The 15,807-nt window shown below is 50.5% G+C and carries 16 protein-coding genes; 14 read left to right on the top strand and 2 right to left on the bottom strand.

All coding sequences use genetic code 11. From position 1 onward, the window contains the following. The first annotated feature begins 177 nt into the window (after positions 1-177). The 7 genes from astC to ves all read left to right on the top strand — a co-directional run bounded on the left by astC (position 178) and on the right by ves (position 7,797). Positions 178-1,398 carry a succinylornithine/acetylornithine transaminase gene (gene astC / locus ACJHX3_RS01295; protein WP_094308309.1) on the top strand — a complete coding sequence of 407 codons (1,221 nt, stop codon included), beginning with the start codon at positions 178-180 and terminating at the stop codon, positions 1,396-1,398. Next, positions 1,395-2,429, top strand: a complete 1,035-nt coding sequence (gene astA / locus ACJHX3_RS01300; protein ID WP_032171371.1) for an arginine N-succinyltransferase — start codon at positions 1,395-1,397, stop codon at positions 2,427-2,429. Before astC ends, astA begins: the two co-directional genes overlap by 4 nt. Continuing rightward, a complete protein-coding gene (astD, locus tag ACJHX3_RS01305; RefSeq protein ID WP_094308310.1) occupies positions 2,426-3,904 on the top strand; it encodes a succinylglutamate-semialdehyde dehydrogenase in 1,479 nt (492 codons plus the stop codon). The genes astA and astD overlap by 4 nt, the downstream gene beginning before the upstream one ends. Beyond that, on the top strand, positions 3,901-5,244 hold the full coding sequence (gene astB, locus ACJHX3_RS01310) for an N-succinylarginine dihydrolase (RefSeq protein WP_000994960.1): 1,344 nt from the start codon (positions 3,901-3,903) through the stop codon (positions 5,242-5,244). The genes astD and astB overlap by 4 nt, the downstream gene beginning before the upstream one ends. After that, a complete protein-coding gene (gene astE, locus ACJHX3_RS01315) occupies positions 5,237-6,205 on the top strand; it encodes a succinylglutamate desuccinylase (protein ID WP_000368515.1) in 969 nt (322 codons plus the stop codon). Before astB ends, astE begins: the two co-directional genes overlap by 8 nt. A gap of 328 nt (positions 6,206-6,533) precedes the next feature. Then, positions 6,534-7,019 (top strand): ATP-independent periplasmic protein-refolding chaperone Spy, encoded by a 486-nt coding sequence (spy, locus tag ACJHX3_RS01320; RefSeq protein WP_001228981.1) that lies wholly within the window; start codon positions 6,534-6,536, stop codon positions 7,017-7,019. Between the two features lie 202 nt (positions 7,020-7,221). Further along, complete coding sequence (gene ves / locus ACJHX3_RS01325; protein ID WP_001308689.1) at positions 7,222-7,797, top strand: environmental stress-induced protein Ves; 576 nt, start codon at positions 7,222-7,224, stop codon at positions 7,795-7,797. Here ves and cho read toward each other — a convergent pair. Then, positions 7,757-8,644 (bottom strand): excinuclease Cho, encoded by an 888-nt coding sequence (gene cho / locus ACJHX3_RS01330; RefSeq protein ID WP_024044048.1) that lies wholly within the window; start codon positions 8,642-8,644, stop codon positions 7,757-7,759. The genes ves and cho overlap by 41 nt on opposite strands. 229 nt (positions 8,645-8,873) lie before the next feature. Further along, on the bottom strand, positions 8,874-9,701 hold the full coding sequence (gene nadE, locus ACJHX3_RS01335; protein ID WP_000175037.1) for an ammonia-dependent NAD(+) synthetase: 828 nt from the start codon (positions 9,699-9,701) through the stop codon (positions 8,874-8,876). A 201-nt stretch (positions 9,702-9,902) separates the two neighbouring features. On the opposite strand from nadE, the gene osmE reads away from it, so the two are divergent. From osmE to chbG, 7 genes are all read left to right on the top strand, one after another. Further along, positions 9,903-10,241, top strand: coding sequence for an osmotically-inducible lipoprotein OsmE (gene osmE / locus ACJHX3_RS01340; protein ID WP_001039044.1), 339 nt, complete (start codon positions 9,903-9,905; stop codon positions 10,239-10,241). Between the two features lie 298 nt (positions 10,242-10,539). Continuing rightward, entirely contained in the window at positions 10,540-10,860 is a 321-nt protein-coding gene (gene chbB / locus ACJHX3_RS01345) for a PTS N,N'-diacetylchitobiose transporter subunit IIB (RefSeq protein ID WP_000412169.1), read from the top strand. 83 nt (positions 10,861-10,943) lie between these two features. Next, complete coding sequence (gene chbC / locus ACJHX3_RS01350) at positions 10,944-12,302, top strand: PTS N,N'-diacetylchitobiose transporter subunit IIC (RefSeq protein WP_000073041.1); 1,359 nt, start codon at positions 10,944-10,946, stop codon at positions 12,300-12,302. Between the two features lie 50 nt (positions 12,303-12,352). Beyond that, complete coding sequence (chbA, locus tag ACJHX3_RS01355) at positions 12,353-12,703, top strand: PTS N,N'-diacetylchitobiose transporter subunit IIA (RefSeq protein ID WP_000968909.1); 351 nt, start codon at positions 12,353-12,355, stop codon at positions 12,701-12,703. Positions 12,704-12,710: 7 nt separating this feature from the next. Continuing rightward, complete coding sequence (chbR, locus tag ACJHX3_RS01360; protein ID WP_000983653.1) at positions 12,711-13,553, top strand: transcriptional regulator ChbR; 843 nt, start codon at positions 12,711-12,713, stop codon at positions 13,551-13,553. 104 nt (positions 13,554-13,657) lie between these two features. Then, positions 13,658-15,010, top strand: coding sequence for a 6-phospho-beta-glucosidase (celF, locus tag ACJHX3_RS01365; RefSeq protein WP_042063583.1), 1,353 nt, complete (start codon positions 13,658-13,660; stop codon positions 15,008-15,010). A 12-nt stretch (positions 15,011-15,022) separates the two neighbouring features. After that, the gene (gene chbG, locus ACJHX3_RS01370) at positions 15,023-15,781 is read left to right on the top strand and encodes a chitin disaccharide deacetylase (protein ID WP_042063581.1); all 759 of its coding nucleotides are present in this window, start codon (positions 15,023-15,025) and stop codon (positions 15,779-15,781) included. Positions 15,782-15,807: the final 26 nt, after the last annotated feature.

Here is a 15,807-nt window from a genome sequence, read left to right on the forward strand (position 1 = left end):
ACTTTATATGCACTTTAAATGCATATGGTTTGGTTATAACTGCTTGATTTCCAGTTAGCCTCCGCCGTTTATGCACTTTTATCACTGGCTGGCACGAACCCTGCAATCTACATTTACAGCGCAAACATTACTTGTTGTTAACATATAAATAACGAATTATTTACTGTAGAGGTCGCTATGTCTCAGCCAATTACGCGTGAAAACTTTGATGAATGGATGATACCTGTTTACGCTCCGGCACCGTTTATACCGGTACGTGGCGAAGGTTCGCGCTTGTGGGATCAGCAGGGGAAAGAGTATATCGACTTCGCGGGTGGCATTGCGGTGAACGCGCTGGGCCATGCGCATCCGGAACTGCGTGAGGCGCTGAACGAACAGGCGAGTAAGTTCTGGCATACCGGCAACGGTTACACCAACGAGCCGGTACTGCGACTGGCGAAAAAATTGATCGACGCCACGTTTGCCGATCGCGTCTTTTTTTGTAACTCCGGAGCGGAAGCCAACGAAGCGGCCCTAAAACTGGCGCGTAAATTCGCTCACGACCGCTACGGCAGCCATAAGAGCGGTATCGTGGCGTTTAAAAATGCGTTTCATGGTCGCACGCTGTTTACCGTCAGCGCGGGCGGTCAGCCAGCCTATTCACAGGATTTTGCGCCACTGCCGCCGGATATTCGTCATGCCGCATATAACGATATTAACTCTGCCAGTGCACTGATTGACGACTCTACCTGTGCGGTGATTGTCGAACCCATCCAGGGAGAAGGTGGTGTGGTGCCAGCCAGCAACGCATTTTTACAGGAGCTTCGCGAACTGTGTGACCGCCACAACGCATTGCTGATTTTTGATGAAGTACAAACGGGCGTCGGGCGTACTGGTGAACTGTATGCCTATATGCACTACGGCGTGACGCCCGATCTGTTAACTACCGCCAAAGCGCTGGGCGGCGGTTTCCCGGTCGGTGCGTTGTTGGCAACCGAAGAATGCGCCAGTGTGATGACCGTTGGCACTCATGGCACCACCTATGGTGGTAATCCGCTAGCCTCGGCGGTAGCAGGCAAAGTGCTGGATCTCATTAACACGCCAGAGATGCTTAATGGCGTTAAACAGCGTCACGACTGGTTTGTTGAGCGCCTTAATACCATTAATCACCGCTACGGTTTGTTCAGTGAAGTTCGCGGCTTAGGTTTGTTGATTGGCTGTGTACTGAATGCCGATTACGCCGGGCAAGCGAAACAGATCTCTCAGGAAGCGGCGAAAGCAGGCGTGATGGTACTGATTGCGGGTGGCAACGTGGTGCGTTTTGCGCCTGCGCTCAATGTCAGCGAAGAAGAGGTGACGACCGGACTGGATCGCTTTGCAGCTGCTTGCGAACACTTTGTGAGCGGAGGTTCATCATGATGGTCATCCGTCCCGTTGAGCGCTCAGATGTCCCGGCGCTGATGCAGCTTGCCAGCAAAACGGGCGGCGGCCTGACGTCGCTTCCCGCCAATGAAGCCACGCTTTCGGCGCGTATCGAAAGGGCAATCAAAACCTGGCAAGGCGAACTGCCCAAAAGTGAGCAGGGCTATGTGTTTGTACTGGAAGATAGCGAGACAGGCACCGTGGCGGGGATTTGTGCCATTGAGGTGGCAGTTGGGCTGAACGATCCCTGGTACAACTATCGCGTCGGCACGTTGGTTCACGCCTCAAAAGAGCTGAATGTCTATAACGCATTGCCGACGCTGTTTCTCAGTAACGATCACACCGGCAGCAGCGAGCTGTGCACGCTGTTTCTCGACCCGGACTGGCGCAAAGAGGGCAACGGCTATTTGCTGTCGAAATCGCGCTTTATGTTTATGGCGGCTTTTCGCGACAAGTTTAATGACAAAGTGGTTGCTGAAATGCGCGGGGTGATTGACGAACATGGCTATTCACCGTTCTGGCAAAGCCTCGGTAAGCGCTTCTTTTCGATGGATTTTAGCCGCGCCGATTTTCTCTGCGGCACCGGGCAAAAGGCATTTATTGCAGAACTGATGCCGAAACATCCGATCTATACCCACTTTTTATCCCAGGAAGCCCAGGACGTCATCGGTCAGGTACATCCGCAAACCGCGCCTGCCCGTGCGGTACTGGAGAAAGAAGGTTTTCGCTACCGTAATTATATCGACATCTTCGACGGTGGGCCGACGCTTGAGTGTGACATCGACCGCGTGCGCGCCATCCGTAAAAGTCGGCTGGTGGAAGTGGCAGAAGGGCAGCCTGCGCAGGGCGATTTTCCGGCCTGCCTGGTCGCCAATGAAAATTATCACCATTTCCGCGTGGTGCTGGTGCGTACCGATCCGGCAACCGAGCGTTTGATTTTAACCGCCGCACAACTGGATGCCCTCAAATGCCACGCAGGGGATCGCGTTCGTCTGGTGCGCCTGTGCGCAGAGGAGAAAACAGCATGACTTTATGGATCAACGGTGACTGGGTTACGGGCCAGGGCGCATCGCGTGTGAAGCGTAATCCGGTATCGGGCGAGGTGTTATGGCAGGGCAATGATGCCGATGCCGCTCAGGTTGAGCAGGCTTGTCGGGCTGCCCGTGCGGCGTTTCCGCGCTGGGCGCGTCTCTCATTTGCTGAACGTCAGGCAGTTGTCGAACGCTTTGCCGCACTGCTGGAAAGCAATAAAGGCGAATTAACCGCGATTATTGCCAGAGAAACCGGTAAGCCGCGCTGGGAAGCGGCAACTGAAGTGACGGCGATGATCAATAAAATTGCGATATCAATCAAGGCATATCACGTGCGCACGGGGGAACAGCGCAGCGAAATGCCGGACGGCGCGGCAAGCCTGCGCCATCGTCCACACGGCGTGCTGGCGGTGTTTGGGCCGTATAATTTCCCTGGTCATTTGCCGAACGGACATATCGTTCCGGCATTGCTGGCAGGTAACACCATTATCTTTAAACCCAGCGAACTGACACCGTGGAGTGGCGAAGCGGTAATGCGTTTATGGCAGCAGGCTGGCTTGCCGCCGGGCGTGCTGAACCTGGTGCAGGGCGGGCGTGAAACGGGTCAGGCGCTGAGTGCGCTGGAGGATCTCGACGGCTTGTTGTTTACCGGTAGCGCCAATACTGGCTACCAGTTGCATCGTCAGCTCTCCGGTCAGCCGGAGAAAATTCTCGCCCTCGAAATGGGCGGCAATAACCCGCTGATTATCGATGAGGTGGCGGATATCGACGCGGCTGTCCATCTGACCATTCAGTCGGCGTTTGTCACAGCCGGGCAACGCTGCACCTGCGCCCGCCGTTTATTGCTGAAAAGCGGGGCGCAGGGCGATGCGTTTCTTGCTCGTCTGGTTGCCGTCAGCCAGCGATTAACGCCGGGCAACTGGGATGACGAACCGCAGCCATTTATTGGCGGGTTGATATCAGAGCAGGCTGCACAGCAGGTGGTTACTGCCTGGCAGGAACTGGAAGCGATGGGTGGGCGAACCCTGCTTGCGCCGCGCTTATTACAAGCAGGAACATCGTTGCTGACGCCGGGGATCATTGAAATGACGGGCGTTGCTGGCGTACCAGATGAAGAGGTGTTCGGACCGTTATTGCGCGTCTGGCGTTATGACAATTTCGATGAAGCGATTCGAATGGCGAACAACACCCGCTTCGGCCTCTCATGCGGTCTGGTTTCCCCCGCGCGGGAAAAATTCGATCAACTGCTGCTTGAGGCGCGGGCGGGGATTGTTAACTGGAACAAACCGCTTACCGGCGCTGCCAGTACCGCGCCATTCGGCGGCATTGGCGCTTCCGGTAACCATCGCCCCAGCGCCTGGTATGCCGCAGATTATTGTGCCTGGCCGATGGCGAGCCTGGAGTCGGACTCGTTAACATTGCCCGCCACACTTAACCCCGGGCTGGATTTTTCCGATGAGGTGGTGCGATGAACGCCTGGGAAGTCAATTTCGACGGGCTGGTAGGGCTGACGCATCATTACGCGGGCCTGTCATTTGGTAATGAAGCCTCTACCCGTCACCGTTTTCAGATCTCTAACCCGCGGCTGGCGGCAAAACAGGGCTTACTGAAAATGAAAACCCTTGCCGATGCGGGATTCCCCCAGGCGGTGATCCCACCGCACGAGCGCCCGTTTATTCCGGTGCTGCGTCAGTTGGGTTTCAGTGGTAGCGATGAGCAGGTGCTGGAAAAGGTTGCACGCCAGGCACCGCACTGGCTTTCCAGCGTTAGTTCCGCTTCGCCAATGTGGGTAGCCAATGCGGCAACGATCGCGCCATCCGCCGATACGCTGGATGGCAAAGTGCATCTCACCGTTGCCAACCTGAACAATAAATTTCACCGTTCGCTGGAAGCCCCCGTCACCGAATCGCTGTTAAAAGCGATTTTTAACGACGAAGAGAAATTTAGTGTCCATTCGGCGTTGCCGCAGGTAGCCTTGCTCGGTGATGAGGGGGCGGCTAACCACAATCGTCTCGGCGGTCATTACGGTGAACCGGGTATTCAACTTTTTGTCTACGGGCGAGAAGAGGGCAATGATACTCGGCCTTCCCGTTATCCGGCGCGACAGACTCGCGAAGCCAGCGAGGCGGTGGCAAGGCTGAATCAGGTGAATCCCCAACAGGTGTTTTTCGCCCAGCAAAACCCGGACGTTATCGACCAGGGCGTTTTTCATAATGACGTGATTGCCGTGAGTAACCGCCAGGTGCTGTTTTGCCATCAACAGGCGTTCGCTCGCCAGGCGCAGTTACTGGCAAACCTGCGTGCGCGGGTCAATAGCTTTATGGCAATAGAGGTGCCCACGGCGCAGGTTTCCGTGTCAGATGCGGTGTCTACATATCTGTTTAACAGCCAACTGCTGAGCCGCGATGATGGTTCCATGATGTTGGTGCTGCCTCAGGAGTGTCGGGAACACGCCGGAGTATGGGGGTATCTCAATGAACTCCTTGCCGCTGACAACCCGATTAGCGAACTAAAAGTTTTTGATTTACGTGAAAGTATGGCAAACGGCGGCGGCCCGGCGTGCCTGCGGTTGCGCGTGGTGTTGACAGAAGAAGAACGCCGGGCGGTGAATCCGGCGGTGATGATGAACGATACGCTGTTTAATGCACTCAATGACTGGGTGGATCGTTACTACCGAGATCGTCTTACTGCTGCCGATCTGGCCGACCCGCAATTGCTGCGCGAAGGGCGAGAAGCACTGGATGTATTGAGCCAATTACTGAATCTCGGTTCGGTTTATCCGTTCCAGCGTGAAGGAGGGGGCAATGGATAATTTTCTTGCTCTGACCTTAACGGGTAAAAAACCGGTTATCACCGAGCGAGAAATCAACGGCGTTCGCTGGCGCTGGCTGGGCGATGGTGTGCTGGAACTGACGCCATTAACGCCACCGCAAGGCGCACTGGTGATTTCAGCGGGGATCCACGGTAATGAGACGGCACCTGTGGAAATGCTGGATGCGTTGCTTGGCGCGATATCTCACGGCGAGATCCCGTTACGTTGGCGGTTGCTGGTGATCCTCGGGAATCCTCCTGCGCTGAAGCAAGGGAAACGTTATTGCCATAGCGATATGAACCGAATGTTTGGCGGTCGTTGGCAGCTATTTGCTGAAAGCGGGGAAACCTGTCGGGCGCGCGAACTGGAACAGTGCCTGGAAGATTTTTATGACCAGGGCAAAGAATCTGTGCGCTGGCACCTTGATCTCCATACCGCAATTCGTGGCTCCTTGCATCCGCGGTTCGGTGTATTACCGCAACGCGACATTCCCTGGGACGAGAAATTTCTGACGTGGCTGGGTGCGGCGGGTCTGGAGGCACTGGTGTTCCATCAGGAGCCTGGTGGTACGTTTACCCATTTCAGCGCCAGACATTTTGGCGCGCTGGCCTGTACGCTGGAACTCGGCAAAGCGTTGCCCTTTGGACAAAACGATCTTCGCCAGTTTGCAGTCACTGCCAGCGCAATTGCTGCGCTGCTATCTGGTGAGAGTGTCGGTATTGTGAGAACGCCGCCACTCCGTTATCGGGTGGTTTCGCAAATTACTCGCCACTCGCCGTCCTTCGAAATGCATATGGCAAGTGACACGCTTAATTTTATGCCGTTTAAGAAAGGAACGTTGCTGGCGCAGGACGGTGAGGAACGTTTTACCGTAACCCATGATGTAGAGTATGTGTTATTCCCTAATCCGTTGGTAGCGTTGGGATTACGCGCGGGATTAATGCTCGAAAAAATAAGCTAATACTTACCCGCAGAAATCATTCTGCGGGTATTAAGTTACTTTCTTATAAATTAATACAGATTAATCCTGGTTATTTGCTTTATTTATCACCAGTCATCCGGTATAGTTCTTCATAATCTCTGCAAAATCATAGTGTTGTAATATTCTCTCATCACTCTCCATCAAATTTTCTTTTTTTCTCCATAATTGGCGCAAAAGTGTTTTTACACTTTCATTGTTTTACCGTTGCTCTGATTAATTGACGCTAAAGTCAGTAAAGTTAATCTCGTCAACACGGCACGCTACTTAAGAAAGCCGTAATAAATAACTGAAAGGAAGGATATAGAATATGCGTAAATTAACTGCACTGTTTGTTGCCTCTACCCTGGCTCTTGGCGCGGCTAACCTGGCCCATGCCGCAGACACCACTACCGCAGCACCGGCTGACGCGAAGCCGATGATGCACCACAAAGGCAAGTTCGGTCCGCATCAGGACATGATGTTCAAAGACCTGAACCTGACCGACGCGCAGAAACAGCAGATCCGCGAAATCATGAAAGGCCAGCGTGACCAGATGAAACGTCCGCCGCTGGAAGAACGCCGCGCAATGCATGACATCATTGCCAGCGATACCTTCGATAAAGCAAAAGCTGAAGCGCAGATCGCAAAAATGGAAGAACAGCGCAAAGCTAACATGCTGGCGCACATGGAAACCCAGAACAAGATTTACAACATCCTGACGCCGGAACAGAAAAAGCAATTTAATGCTAATTTTGAGAAGCGTCTGACAGAACGTCCAGCGGCAAAAGGTAAAATGCCTGCAACTGCTGAATAATCTTTCAGCCAAAAAACTTAAGACCGCCGGTCTTGTCCACTACCTTGCAGTAATGCGGTGGACAGGATCGGCGGTTTTCTTTTTTGTTCTCAAACAGATGCAAAAAAAGCCTGATCGCCACTAACGTAAATCACCCGAGTTGCCGATAACCATCCACGGTTACCTGAACGATAACAATGAAAAGAACGGGCCGGGAGCGAGTATGGAATACTTTGATATGCGTAAAATGTCGGTGAATCTGTGGCGAAATGCTGCCGGTGAAACGCGCGAAATTTGCACTTTCCCACCGGCAAAACGTGATTTTTACTGGCGTGCCAGCATTGCATCCATCGCGGCGAATGGGGAGTTTTCTTTGTTTCCAGGTATGGAAAGGATAGTGACGTTGCTGGAAGGCGGCGAGATGTTCCTTGAAAGCGCAGACCGCTTTAACCATACCTTAAAACCGTTACAGCCTTTTGCCTTTGCGGCGGACCAGGTGGTTAAAGCGAAACTGACGGCAGGGCAGATGTCGATGGATTTCAACATCATGACACGCCTGGATGTCTGTAAGGCGAAAGTCAGAATTGCCGAACGTACGTTTACTACCTTTGGCTCACGCGGCGGGGTGGTGTTTGTGATTAACGGCGCGTGGCAACTGGGCGATAAACTGCTCACTACCGACCAGGGCGCGTGCTGGTTCGATGGCAGGCACACCCTGCGGCTTTTACAACCGCAAGGTAAACTGTTGTTCAGTGAAATCAACTGGCTTGCTGGTTATTCACCGGATCAAGTTCAGTAATTTCATAGTTACCGGAAAGCAGCGGCTTACAAAGAATTTTATAACCGTCGTGATCAAACCCGGCGGGTGCCCGAATTAACGTTGTCGCTTCTTCCAGCGAATTAACCGCCCCCAGCCACAGCCAGTTTTGAATAATATGATATTGAGTCATTTCCGGGTGCTGTTCTTTCAGCGCCACCGCACCATTCCACGGCCAACACACCACCCGCAAACGTTCCAGAGACTGGCGCAAACGTAGCGCATGTTCCTCATGGCTCTCTTTACCGCAACACGCCCCAGCGCAACGTTTTAATGCAGAACGAAAACAAGCACGCCCGCGGCTTAACGGTTCCAGTCCCAGCAGGCCATAGCAAAGTTTTTGTTCATCAGCGATGGTCTGCAATGCTTGCAAAGCTGCGCGCCTATTGGCAAACAGGCCAAACAGGTTGGGGGTTCGTGAAAAATCCACCTCTTTGGCATACACCACATCGACGCGCTTTTCATTTAATTGCAGGGCACAGAGCTGGCGATTGCGGCGCAACCGTTTATTAAACAGCGGCTGTTGTTCTTTGATTAATCGCGCTTCAAGGAGCAGAGCGCCGATTTCGCCTGCGGTGCAGATCCAGCTAATTCGCCGGGATTGCCGTAGCATGGCGGCTTCATCCGGGGTGCGTAAATGAGAAAGCACCCGACTGCGGATATTAACGCTTTTGCCGATATAGAGCGGCATGGTGTCACTTTCGCCATGAAACAGATACACCCCTGGTCGGGTGGGTAAGTCATTAAGGAATGAACGTAAATGTTCGGGATATTCATAAATTGCCGCAGCTTCAAATTCGAGCCGCGGAGAAGTTAAACGCCGTACCACTGTTGACTCCGAATGCTGGTTATCTATCCAGTGTAACAGGCGGGGAGCGATTAAAAAAGAGGCGGGTTGATGACAAAGGTTACACCGTCTGACGTGCTACGCCTGTCAGGCCTATTCGACTCATGCAATATATTGAATTTGCATAGTTTTGTGGGGCGAATAAGGCGTTCACGCCGCATCCGGCGTGAACAAAGTACTCTTTTTCGCACAAACCAATATGTGCAAATTATTACTTTTTCCAGAAATCATCGAAAACGGTAATTGGCGGACGGCGTTTATGTTCGGTTTTCAGATACCAGTTCTCTATTGTTCTGGCGACCTGTTCAGGTACGTTTTTCCCTTCCAGATAGTCGTCGATATTGTCATAGGTCACGCCGAGTGCCACTTCATCTGGCAGAGAAGGGCGATCATCTTCCAGATCGGCAGTTGGGGCTTTCTTATAAAGGTGTTCCGGGCAACCTAATGCTGCCAGTAACTGTTTACCCTGACGTTTGTTGAGACGATACAGTGGATTAATGTCCGTACCGCCGTCACCATATTTAGTGAAGAATCCGGTAATGGCTTCTGCTGCATGATCGGTGCCCACCACGACACCGCTGGTCATACCCGCAATGCTATATTGTGCTTTCATCCGCTCACGCGCTTTTTCATTGCCACGAACAAAATCGCTCAGTTCAATGCCCGCTTCGCGCAGCGCCTGTTCGCTGGCCAATACCGCGCCCTTGATATTAACGGTTAATACGCGATCCGGTTGAATAAAGGCAATGGCATCCTGGCAATCTTGTTCGTCAGCCTGAACACCATAGGGCAGGCGTACGGCAATAAATTGCAGTGATTCGTTGCCAGTTTCCTGGCGCAGCTCATTAATCGCCATCTGGCACAGCTTTCCGGCAAGCGTGGAGTCCTGACCGCCGCTGATCCCTAGCACCAGTGATTTAATGAACGGATAAGTTTGCAGGTAGCTTTTCAGAAAATCGACACTACGACGAATTTCCTCTTCAGCATTAATCTGCGGTTTTGCGCCCAGCGCCTTTATTATTTGTTGTTGCAATGTCATTGAACCCCTCCAGACAGAAAAGACAAAACTTCCTTAAAGCTAACCCGTTGCTACTGAAACGACAAGCGACAGCGGGTTGAATGGTGGTTAAAACGTCATACAGGAATCCTCTGAAAGCGGAGCCGTTTCGTTCACGGGCTTGAAAAAGCGCCCAATGTATTCCAGGCTTATCTAACACGCTGATAAACAAGAGGACGGAATATGAACAAGAATATGGCAGGAATTCTGAGTGCAGCGGCGGTATTAACCATGCTGGCGGGTTGTACGGCTTATGATCGTACCAAAGACCAGTTTGTACAGCCTGTGGTGAAAGACGTAAAAAAAGGCATGAGCCGGGCGCAGGTTGCACAAATTGCGGGTAAACCTTCGTCTGAAGTGAGCATGATCCATGCTCGTGGTACTTGCCAGACCTACATCCTGGGTCAACGTGATGGTAAAGCAGAAACCTACTTTGTCGCGTTAGATGATACCGGACATGTCATCAACTCCGGTTATCAGACCTGTGCTGAATACGACACTGATCCACAGGCTGCGAAGTAATCACTTCGTCTGAAAGCTTGAGTAACAACGGAAACCGGCCATTGCGCCGGTTTTTTTTGGTCTGAGTTCTTAATTATCTTCGCGAATTATTTGCCCGAAATGTGAAGAGGGTCATAACCGCAGGTCAAGGAGAGACAATTTATAAGGTCAAAGAAATACTATTGCTCAGGTCTATACCGTATACTCCTTTCAGCCACAAAAAAAGTCATGTTGGTTTCGCAAGTTACCCAGAGCATGGAAGCAGGTTAAGGCTTGCGGAGTGTCTGGCTGACAGATAATCGTCGATGAGGGCAGTTTTATGGAAAAGAAACACATTTATCTGTTTTGTTCTGCGGGCATGTCTACCTCTTTACTGGTATCAAAAATGCGCGCACAGGCAGAAAAATATGAAGTTCCGGTCATTATTGAAGCATTTCCGGAAACACTGGCTGGTGAAAAAGGTCAGAATGCCGATGTCGTGTTATTAGGGCCACAGATTGCTTATATGTTGCCCGAAATCCAGCGTTTGTTACCCAACAAACCGGTCGAAGTAATTGACTCGCTGCTTTATGGCAAAGTCGATGGTTTAGGCGTGCTTAAGGCTGCGGTTGCAGCGATTAAAAAAGCCGCAGCAAATTAATTTTTTTAAATTTTCCCGTCAAAGAGTTATTTCATAAATCAATACCGCAATATTTAAATTGCGGTTTTTAAGGGTATTTTTCTATGAGTAATGTTATTGCATCGCTTGAAAAGGTACTCCTCCCTTTTGCAGTTAAAATAGGAAAGCAGCCACACGTTAATGCAATCAAAAATGGCTTTATTCGCTTAATGCCGTTAACCCTTGCGGGGGCCATGTTTGTATTAATTAACAACGTTTTTCTAAGCTTTGGGGAGGGGTCGTTTTTTTATTCCTTAGGTATTCGCCTGGATGCCTCAACCATTGAAACACTTAATGGTCTGAAAGGTATTGGCGGCAACGTATATAACGGAACATTAGGGATAATGTCTTTAATGGCACCGTTCTTTATTGGCATGGCGCTGGCAGAAGAGCGTAAAGTCGATGCGCTGGCGGCCGGGTTGTTATCCGTTGCAGCATTTATGACCGTCACGCCTTATAGTGTCGGTGAGGCCTATGCGGTTGGCGCAAACTGGTTAGGTGGGGCGAATATCATCTCCGGGATTATTATTGGCCTGGTGGTGGCAGAAATGTTTACCTTTATTGTCCGCCGCAATTGGGTCATTAAATTGCCCGACAGCGTACCTGCTTCAGTATCGCGTTCCTTCTCGGCTTTAATTCCCGGCTTTATTATTCTTTCCGTGATGGGGATTATTGCCTGGGCGTTGAATACCTGGGGCACCAACTTCCATCAGATCATTATGGATACCATCTCAACCCCACTGGCATCGTTGGGTAGCGTGGTGGGCTGGGCCTATGTGATCTTTGTTCCACTGCTCTGGTTCTTCGGTATTCATGGCGCGCTGGCGCTGACCGCACTGGACAACGGCATTATGACGCCGTGGGCGCTGGAAAACATCGCGACCTATCAGCAATATGGTTCCGTCGAAGCGGCGCTGGCAGCCGGTAAGACCTTCCATATCTGGGCCAAGCCGATGCTGGACTCCTTTATTTTCCTCGGTGGCAGTGGTGCGACTTTGGGTCTGATCCTGGCTATCTTTATCGCCTCTCGCCGTGCTGATTATCGTCAGGTGGCAAAACTGGCGCTGCCGTCCGGTATCTTCCAGATTAACGAACCGATTCTGTTTGGTCTGCCAATTATCATGAACCCGGTGATGTTTATTCCGTTTGTACTGGTACAACCGATTCTGGCGGCAATCACCCTCGCAGCGTACTACATGGGCATTATTCCTCCGGTGACCAATATTGCACCGTGGACCATGCCAACCGGTCTGGGAGCCTTCTTTAACACCAACGGTAGCGTCGCCGCATTGCTGGTCGCACTCTTCAACCTTGGTATCGCAACGTTAATTTATCTGCCCTTTGTTGTGGTTGCTAACAAAGCACAAAACGCGATTGATAAAGAAGAGAGCGAAGAAGATATCGCTAACGCCCTGAAATTTTAATCGATGCCGGTACGGGTAATCGTGCCGGTAAGAAAAGAGAGGAACGATGTATGATGGATCTCGATAACATTCCCGATACGCAAACAGAAGCTGAAGAGCTGGAAGAAGTGGTGATGGGACTTATCATCAACTCCGGACAAGCGCGCAGCCTGGCGTATGCCGCACTGAAAGAGGCGAAGCAGGGCGATTTTGCCGCAGCAAAAGCCATGATGGATCAGTCACGGATGGCATTGAATGAAGCGCATCTGGTACAGACGAAACTGATTGAAGGCGATGCGGGCGAAGGTAAGATGAAAGTGAGTCTGGTGCTGGTCCACGCTCAGGATCATTTAATGACGTCCATGCTTGCGCGTGAACTGATTACCGAATTAATTGAGCTTCATGAAAAACTGAAGGCATAAGGAGTCGATGATGCAGCCAGTGATTAACGCGCCGGAAATTGCCACTGCCCGAGAACAGCAGTTGTTTAATGGCAAAAACTTCCATGTGTTTATCTACAACAAAACTGAGAGTATCAGCGGACTGCATCAGCACGACTATTATGAATTTACTCTGGTATTAACCGGGCGTTATTTCCAGGAGATTAACGGTAAGCGCGTGTTACTGGAACGGGGCGATTTTGTTTTTATTCCGTTAGGTTCGCACCATCAAAGTTTTTATGAGTTTGGTGCCACGCGCATATTGAATGTTGGGATCAGTAAACGCTTTTTTGAGCAGCATTACCTGCCGTTGTTGCCTTATTGCTTTGTCGCTTCGCAGGTATACCGGACCAATAACGCTTTTCTCACCTATGTGGAAACAGTGATTTCTTCATTGAATTTCCGCGAAACAGGGCTGGAAGAGTTTGTTGAGATGGTTACTTTTTATGTCATTAACCGTTTACGTCATTACCGCGAAGAACAGGTGATTGATGATGTACCGCAGTGGCTGAAAAGTACGGTAGAAAAGATGCATGATAAAGAGCAGTTTAGTGAATCGGCGCTGGAGAATATGGTGACGTTGTCAGCCAAATCACAGGAATATTTGACGCGAGCGACTCAACGATATTATGGCAAAACACCAATGCAGATTATTAATGAGATCCGTATTAATTTTGCCAAAAAACAACTGGAAATGACCAACTATTCCGTGACGGATATTGCGTTTGAGGCCGGTTATAGTAGCCCGAGTTTGTTTATTAAAACGTTTAAGAAATTAACGTCCTTTACGCCTAAGAGCTATCGTAAGAAATTGACTGAATTTAATCAGTAAGTCGTTATACCTGACAATTCACATATCTGTCCTGTTGCTGGATTATTTATGTCCGGGGGGGCAGATATGCCAGATATCAGTATTCTGTACTGAAGGGAGAAATTATGAGCCAGAAATTAAAAGTCGTCACTATTGGTGGCGGGAGCAGCTATACCCCGGAGTTACTGGAAGGATTTATTAAGCGTTATCACGAATTGCCGGTCAGCGAATTATGGCTGGTGGATGTCGAAGGTGGTAAAGCTAAACTGGATATTATTTTTGATCTCTGCCAACGGATGATTGATAACGCTGGCGTCCCGATGAAGCTTTATAAAACGCTGGATCGCCGCGAAGCAATGAAAGATGCTGATTTCGTTACTACCCAACTGCGCGTAGGCCAATTACCGGCGCGCGAACTGGATGAACGCATCCCATTAAGTCATGGTTATCTTGGTCAGGAAACCAACGGCGCGGGCGGTCTGTTTAAAGGTCTGCGTACCATTCCGGTGATTTTTGACATCGTAAAAGATGTCGAAGAACTTTGTCCGAATGCATGGGTGATTAACTTCACTAACCCGGCGGGAATGGTCACTGAAGCCGTTTATCGTCATACCGGATTTAAACGCTTTATCGGCGTGTGTAATATTCCGATCGGCATGAAGATGTTTATTCGCGATGTTCTGATGCTGAAAGATAGCGATGATTTATCTATCGATCTGTTCGGCCTCAACCATATGGTGTTCATTAAAGATGTGCTGGTAAATGGCAAATCACGCTTTGCCGAATTGCTTGATGGTGTGGCATCCGGGCAGTTAAAAGCATCTGGCGTTAAAAATATTTTCGATCTGCCATTTAGCGAAGGTTTAATTCGTTCTCTGAATCTGTTGCCGTGTTCTTATTTGCTTTATTACTTCAAGCAAAAAGAGATGCTGGCTATTGAAATGGGCGAATACTACAAAGGCGGCGCACGAGCACAGGTAGTACAGAAAGTCGAGAAACAACTTTTTGAGCTGTATAAAAACCCGGAGTTGAAAGTTAAGCCGAAAGAACTGGAACAGCGCGGTGGGGCTTATTACTCTGATGCAGCGTGCGAAGTGATCAACGCTATCTACAACGACAAGCAAGCTGAACATTACGTTAATATCCCGCATCATGGGCATATTGATAATATTCCGGCAGACTGGGCGGTAGAAATGACCTGTACGCTGGGGCGCGATGGCGCGACGCCACATCCGCGCATTACGCATTTCGATGATAAAGTGATGGGGCTGATTCACACCATTAAAGGCTTCGAGGTTGCTGCCAGCAACGCCGCACTTAGCGGAGAATTTAACGATGCGTTACTGGCGCTAAACCTTAGTCCGTTGGTGCATTCCGATCGCGATGCTGAGCTGCTGGCACGCGAGATGATTCTGGCGCACGAGAAATGGCTGCCAAACTTTGCCGACTGCATCGCAGAGCTTAAAAAAGCACATTAACCGAGGCTGATTATGGAACGCTTACTGATTGTTAATGCCGATGATTTTGGCTTAAGCAAAGGTCAGAACTACGGCATTATCGAGGCCTGTCGCAATGGGATTGTCACGTCGACGACGGCGCTGGTGAATGGGCAGGCTATTGACCATGCAGTGCAGTTGAGTCGTGATGAACCGAGTCTGGCCATAGGGATGCACTTTGTCCTTACTATGGGCAAGCCACTGACAGCTATGCCGGGGTTAACCCGCGATGGTGTGCTGGGAAAATGGATCTGGCAGTTGGCAGAAGAAGATGCTTTACCGCTGGAAGAAATTACTCAGGAGCTTGCCAGTCAGTATTTGCGTTTCATTGAGCTATTTGGACGCAAACCTACGCATCTTGATAGCCATCATCATGTGCATATGTTCCCGCAGATTTTCCCGATTGTTGCCAGGTTTGCGGCAGAAGAGGGGATAGCGTTGCGCATCGACCGTCAGCCGCTATCTAACGTTGGTGATTTACCGGCTAATCTGCGCAGTTCGCAGGGATTCAGTAGCGCGTTTTATGGTGAAGAGATTAGCGAGACACTGTTCCTGCAAGTGCTTGATGACTCCAGTCATCGCGGCGAGCGCTCTCTGGAAGTGATGTGCCACCCGGCGTTTATCGATAATACGATTCGTCAGAGTGCTTATTGCTTCCCTCGGTTAACGGAACTGGATCTGCTGACTTCAGCGTCGTTGAAATATGCGATTGCTGAGCGTGGTTATCGGTTGGGTAGTTATCTTGATGTGTAAGTAAGGTGGTAAGGTCACTCCCCAGG

Origin of the sequence: Escherichia sp. WS1265 (assembly GCF_046487585.1) — a bacterium.
GTDB classification, from domain to species: domain Bacteria; phylum Pseudomonadota; class Gammaproteobacteria; order Enterobacterales; family Enterobacteriaceae; genus Escherichia; species Escherichia coli.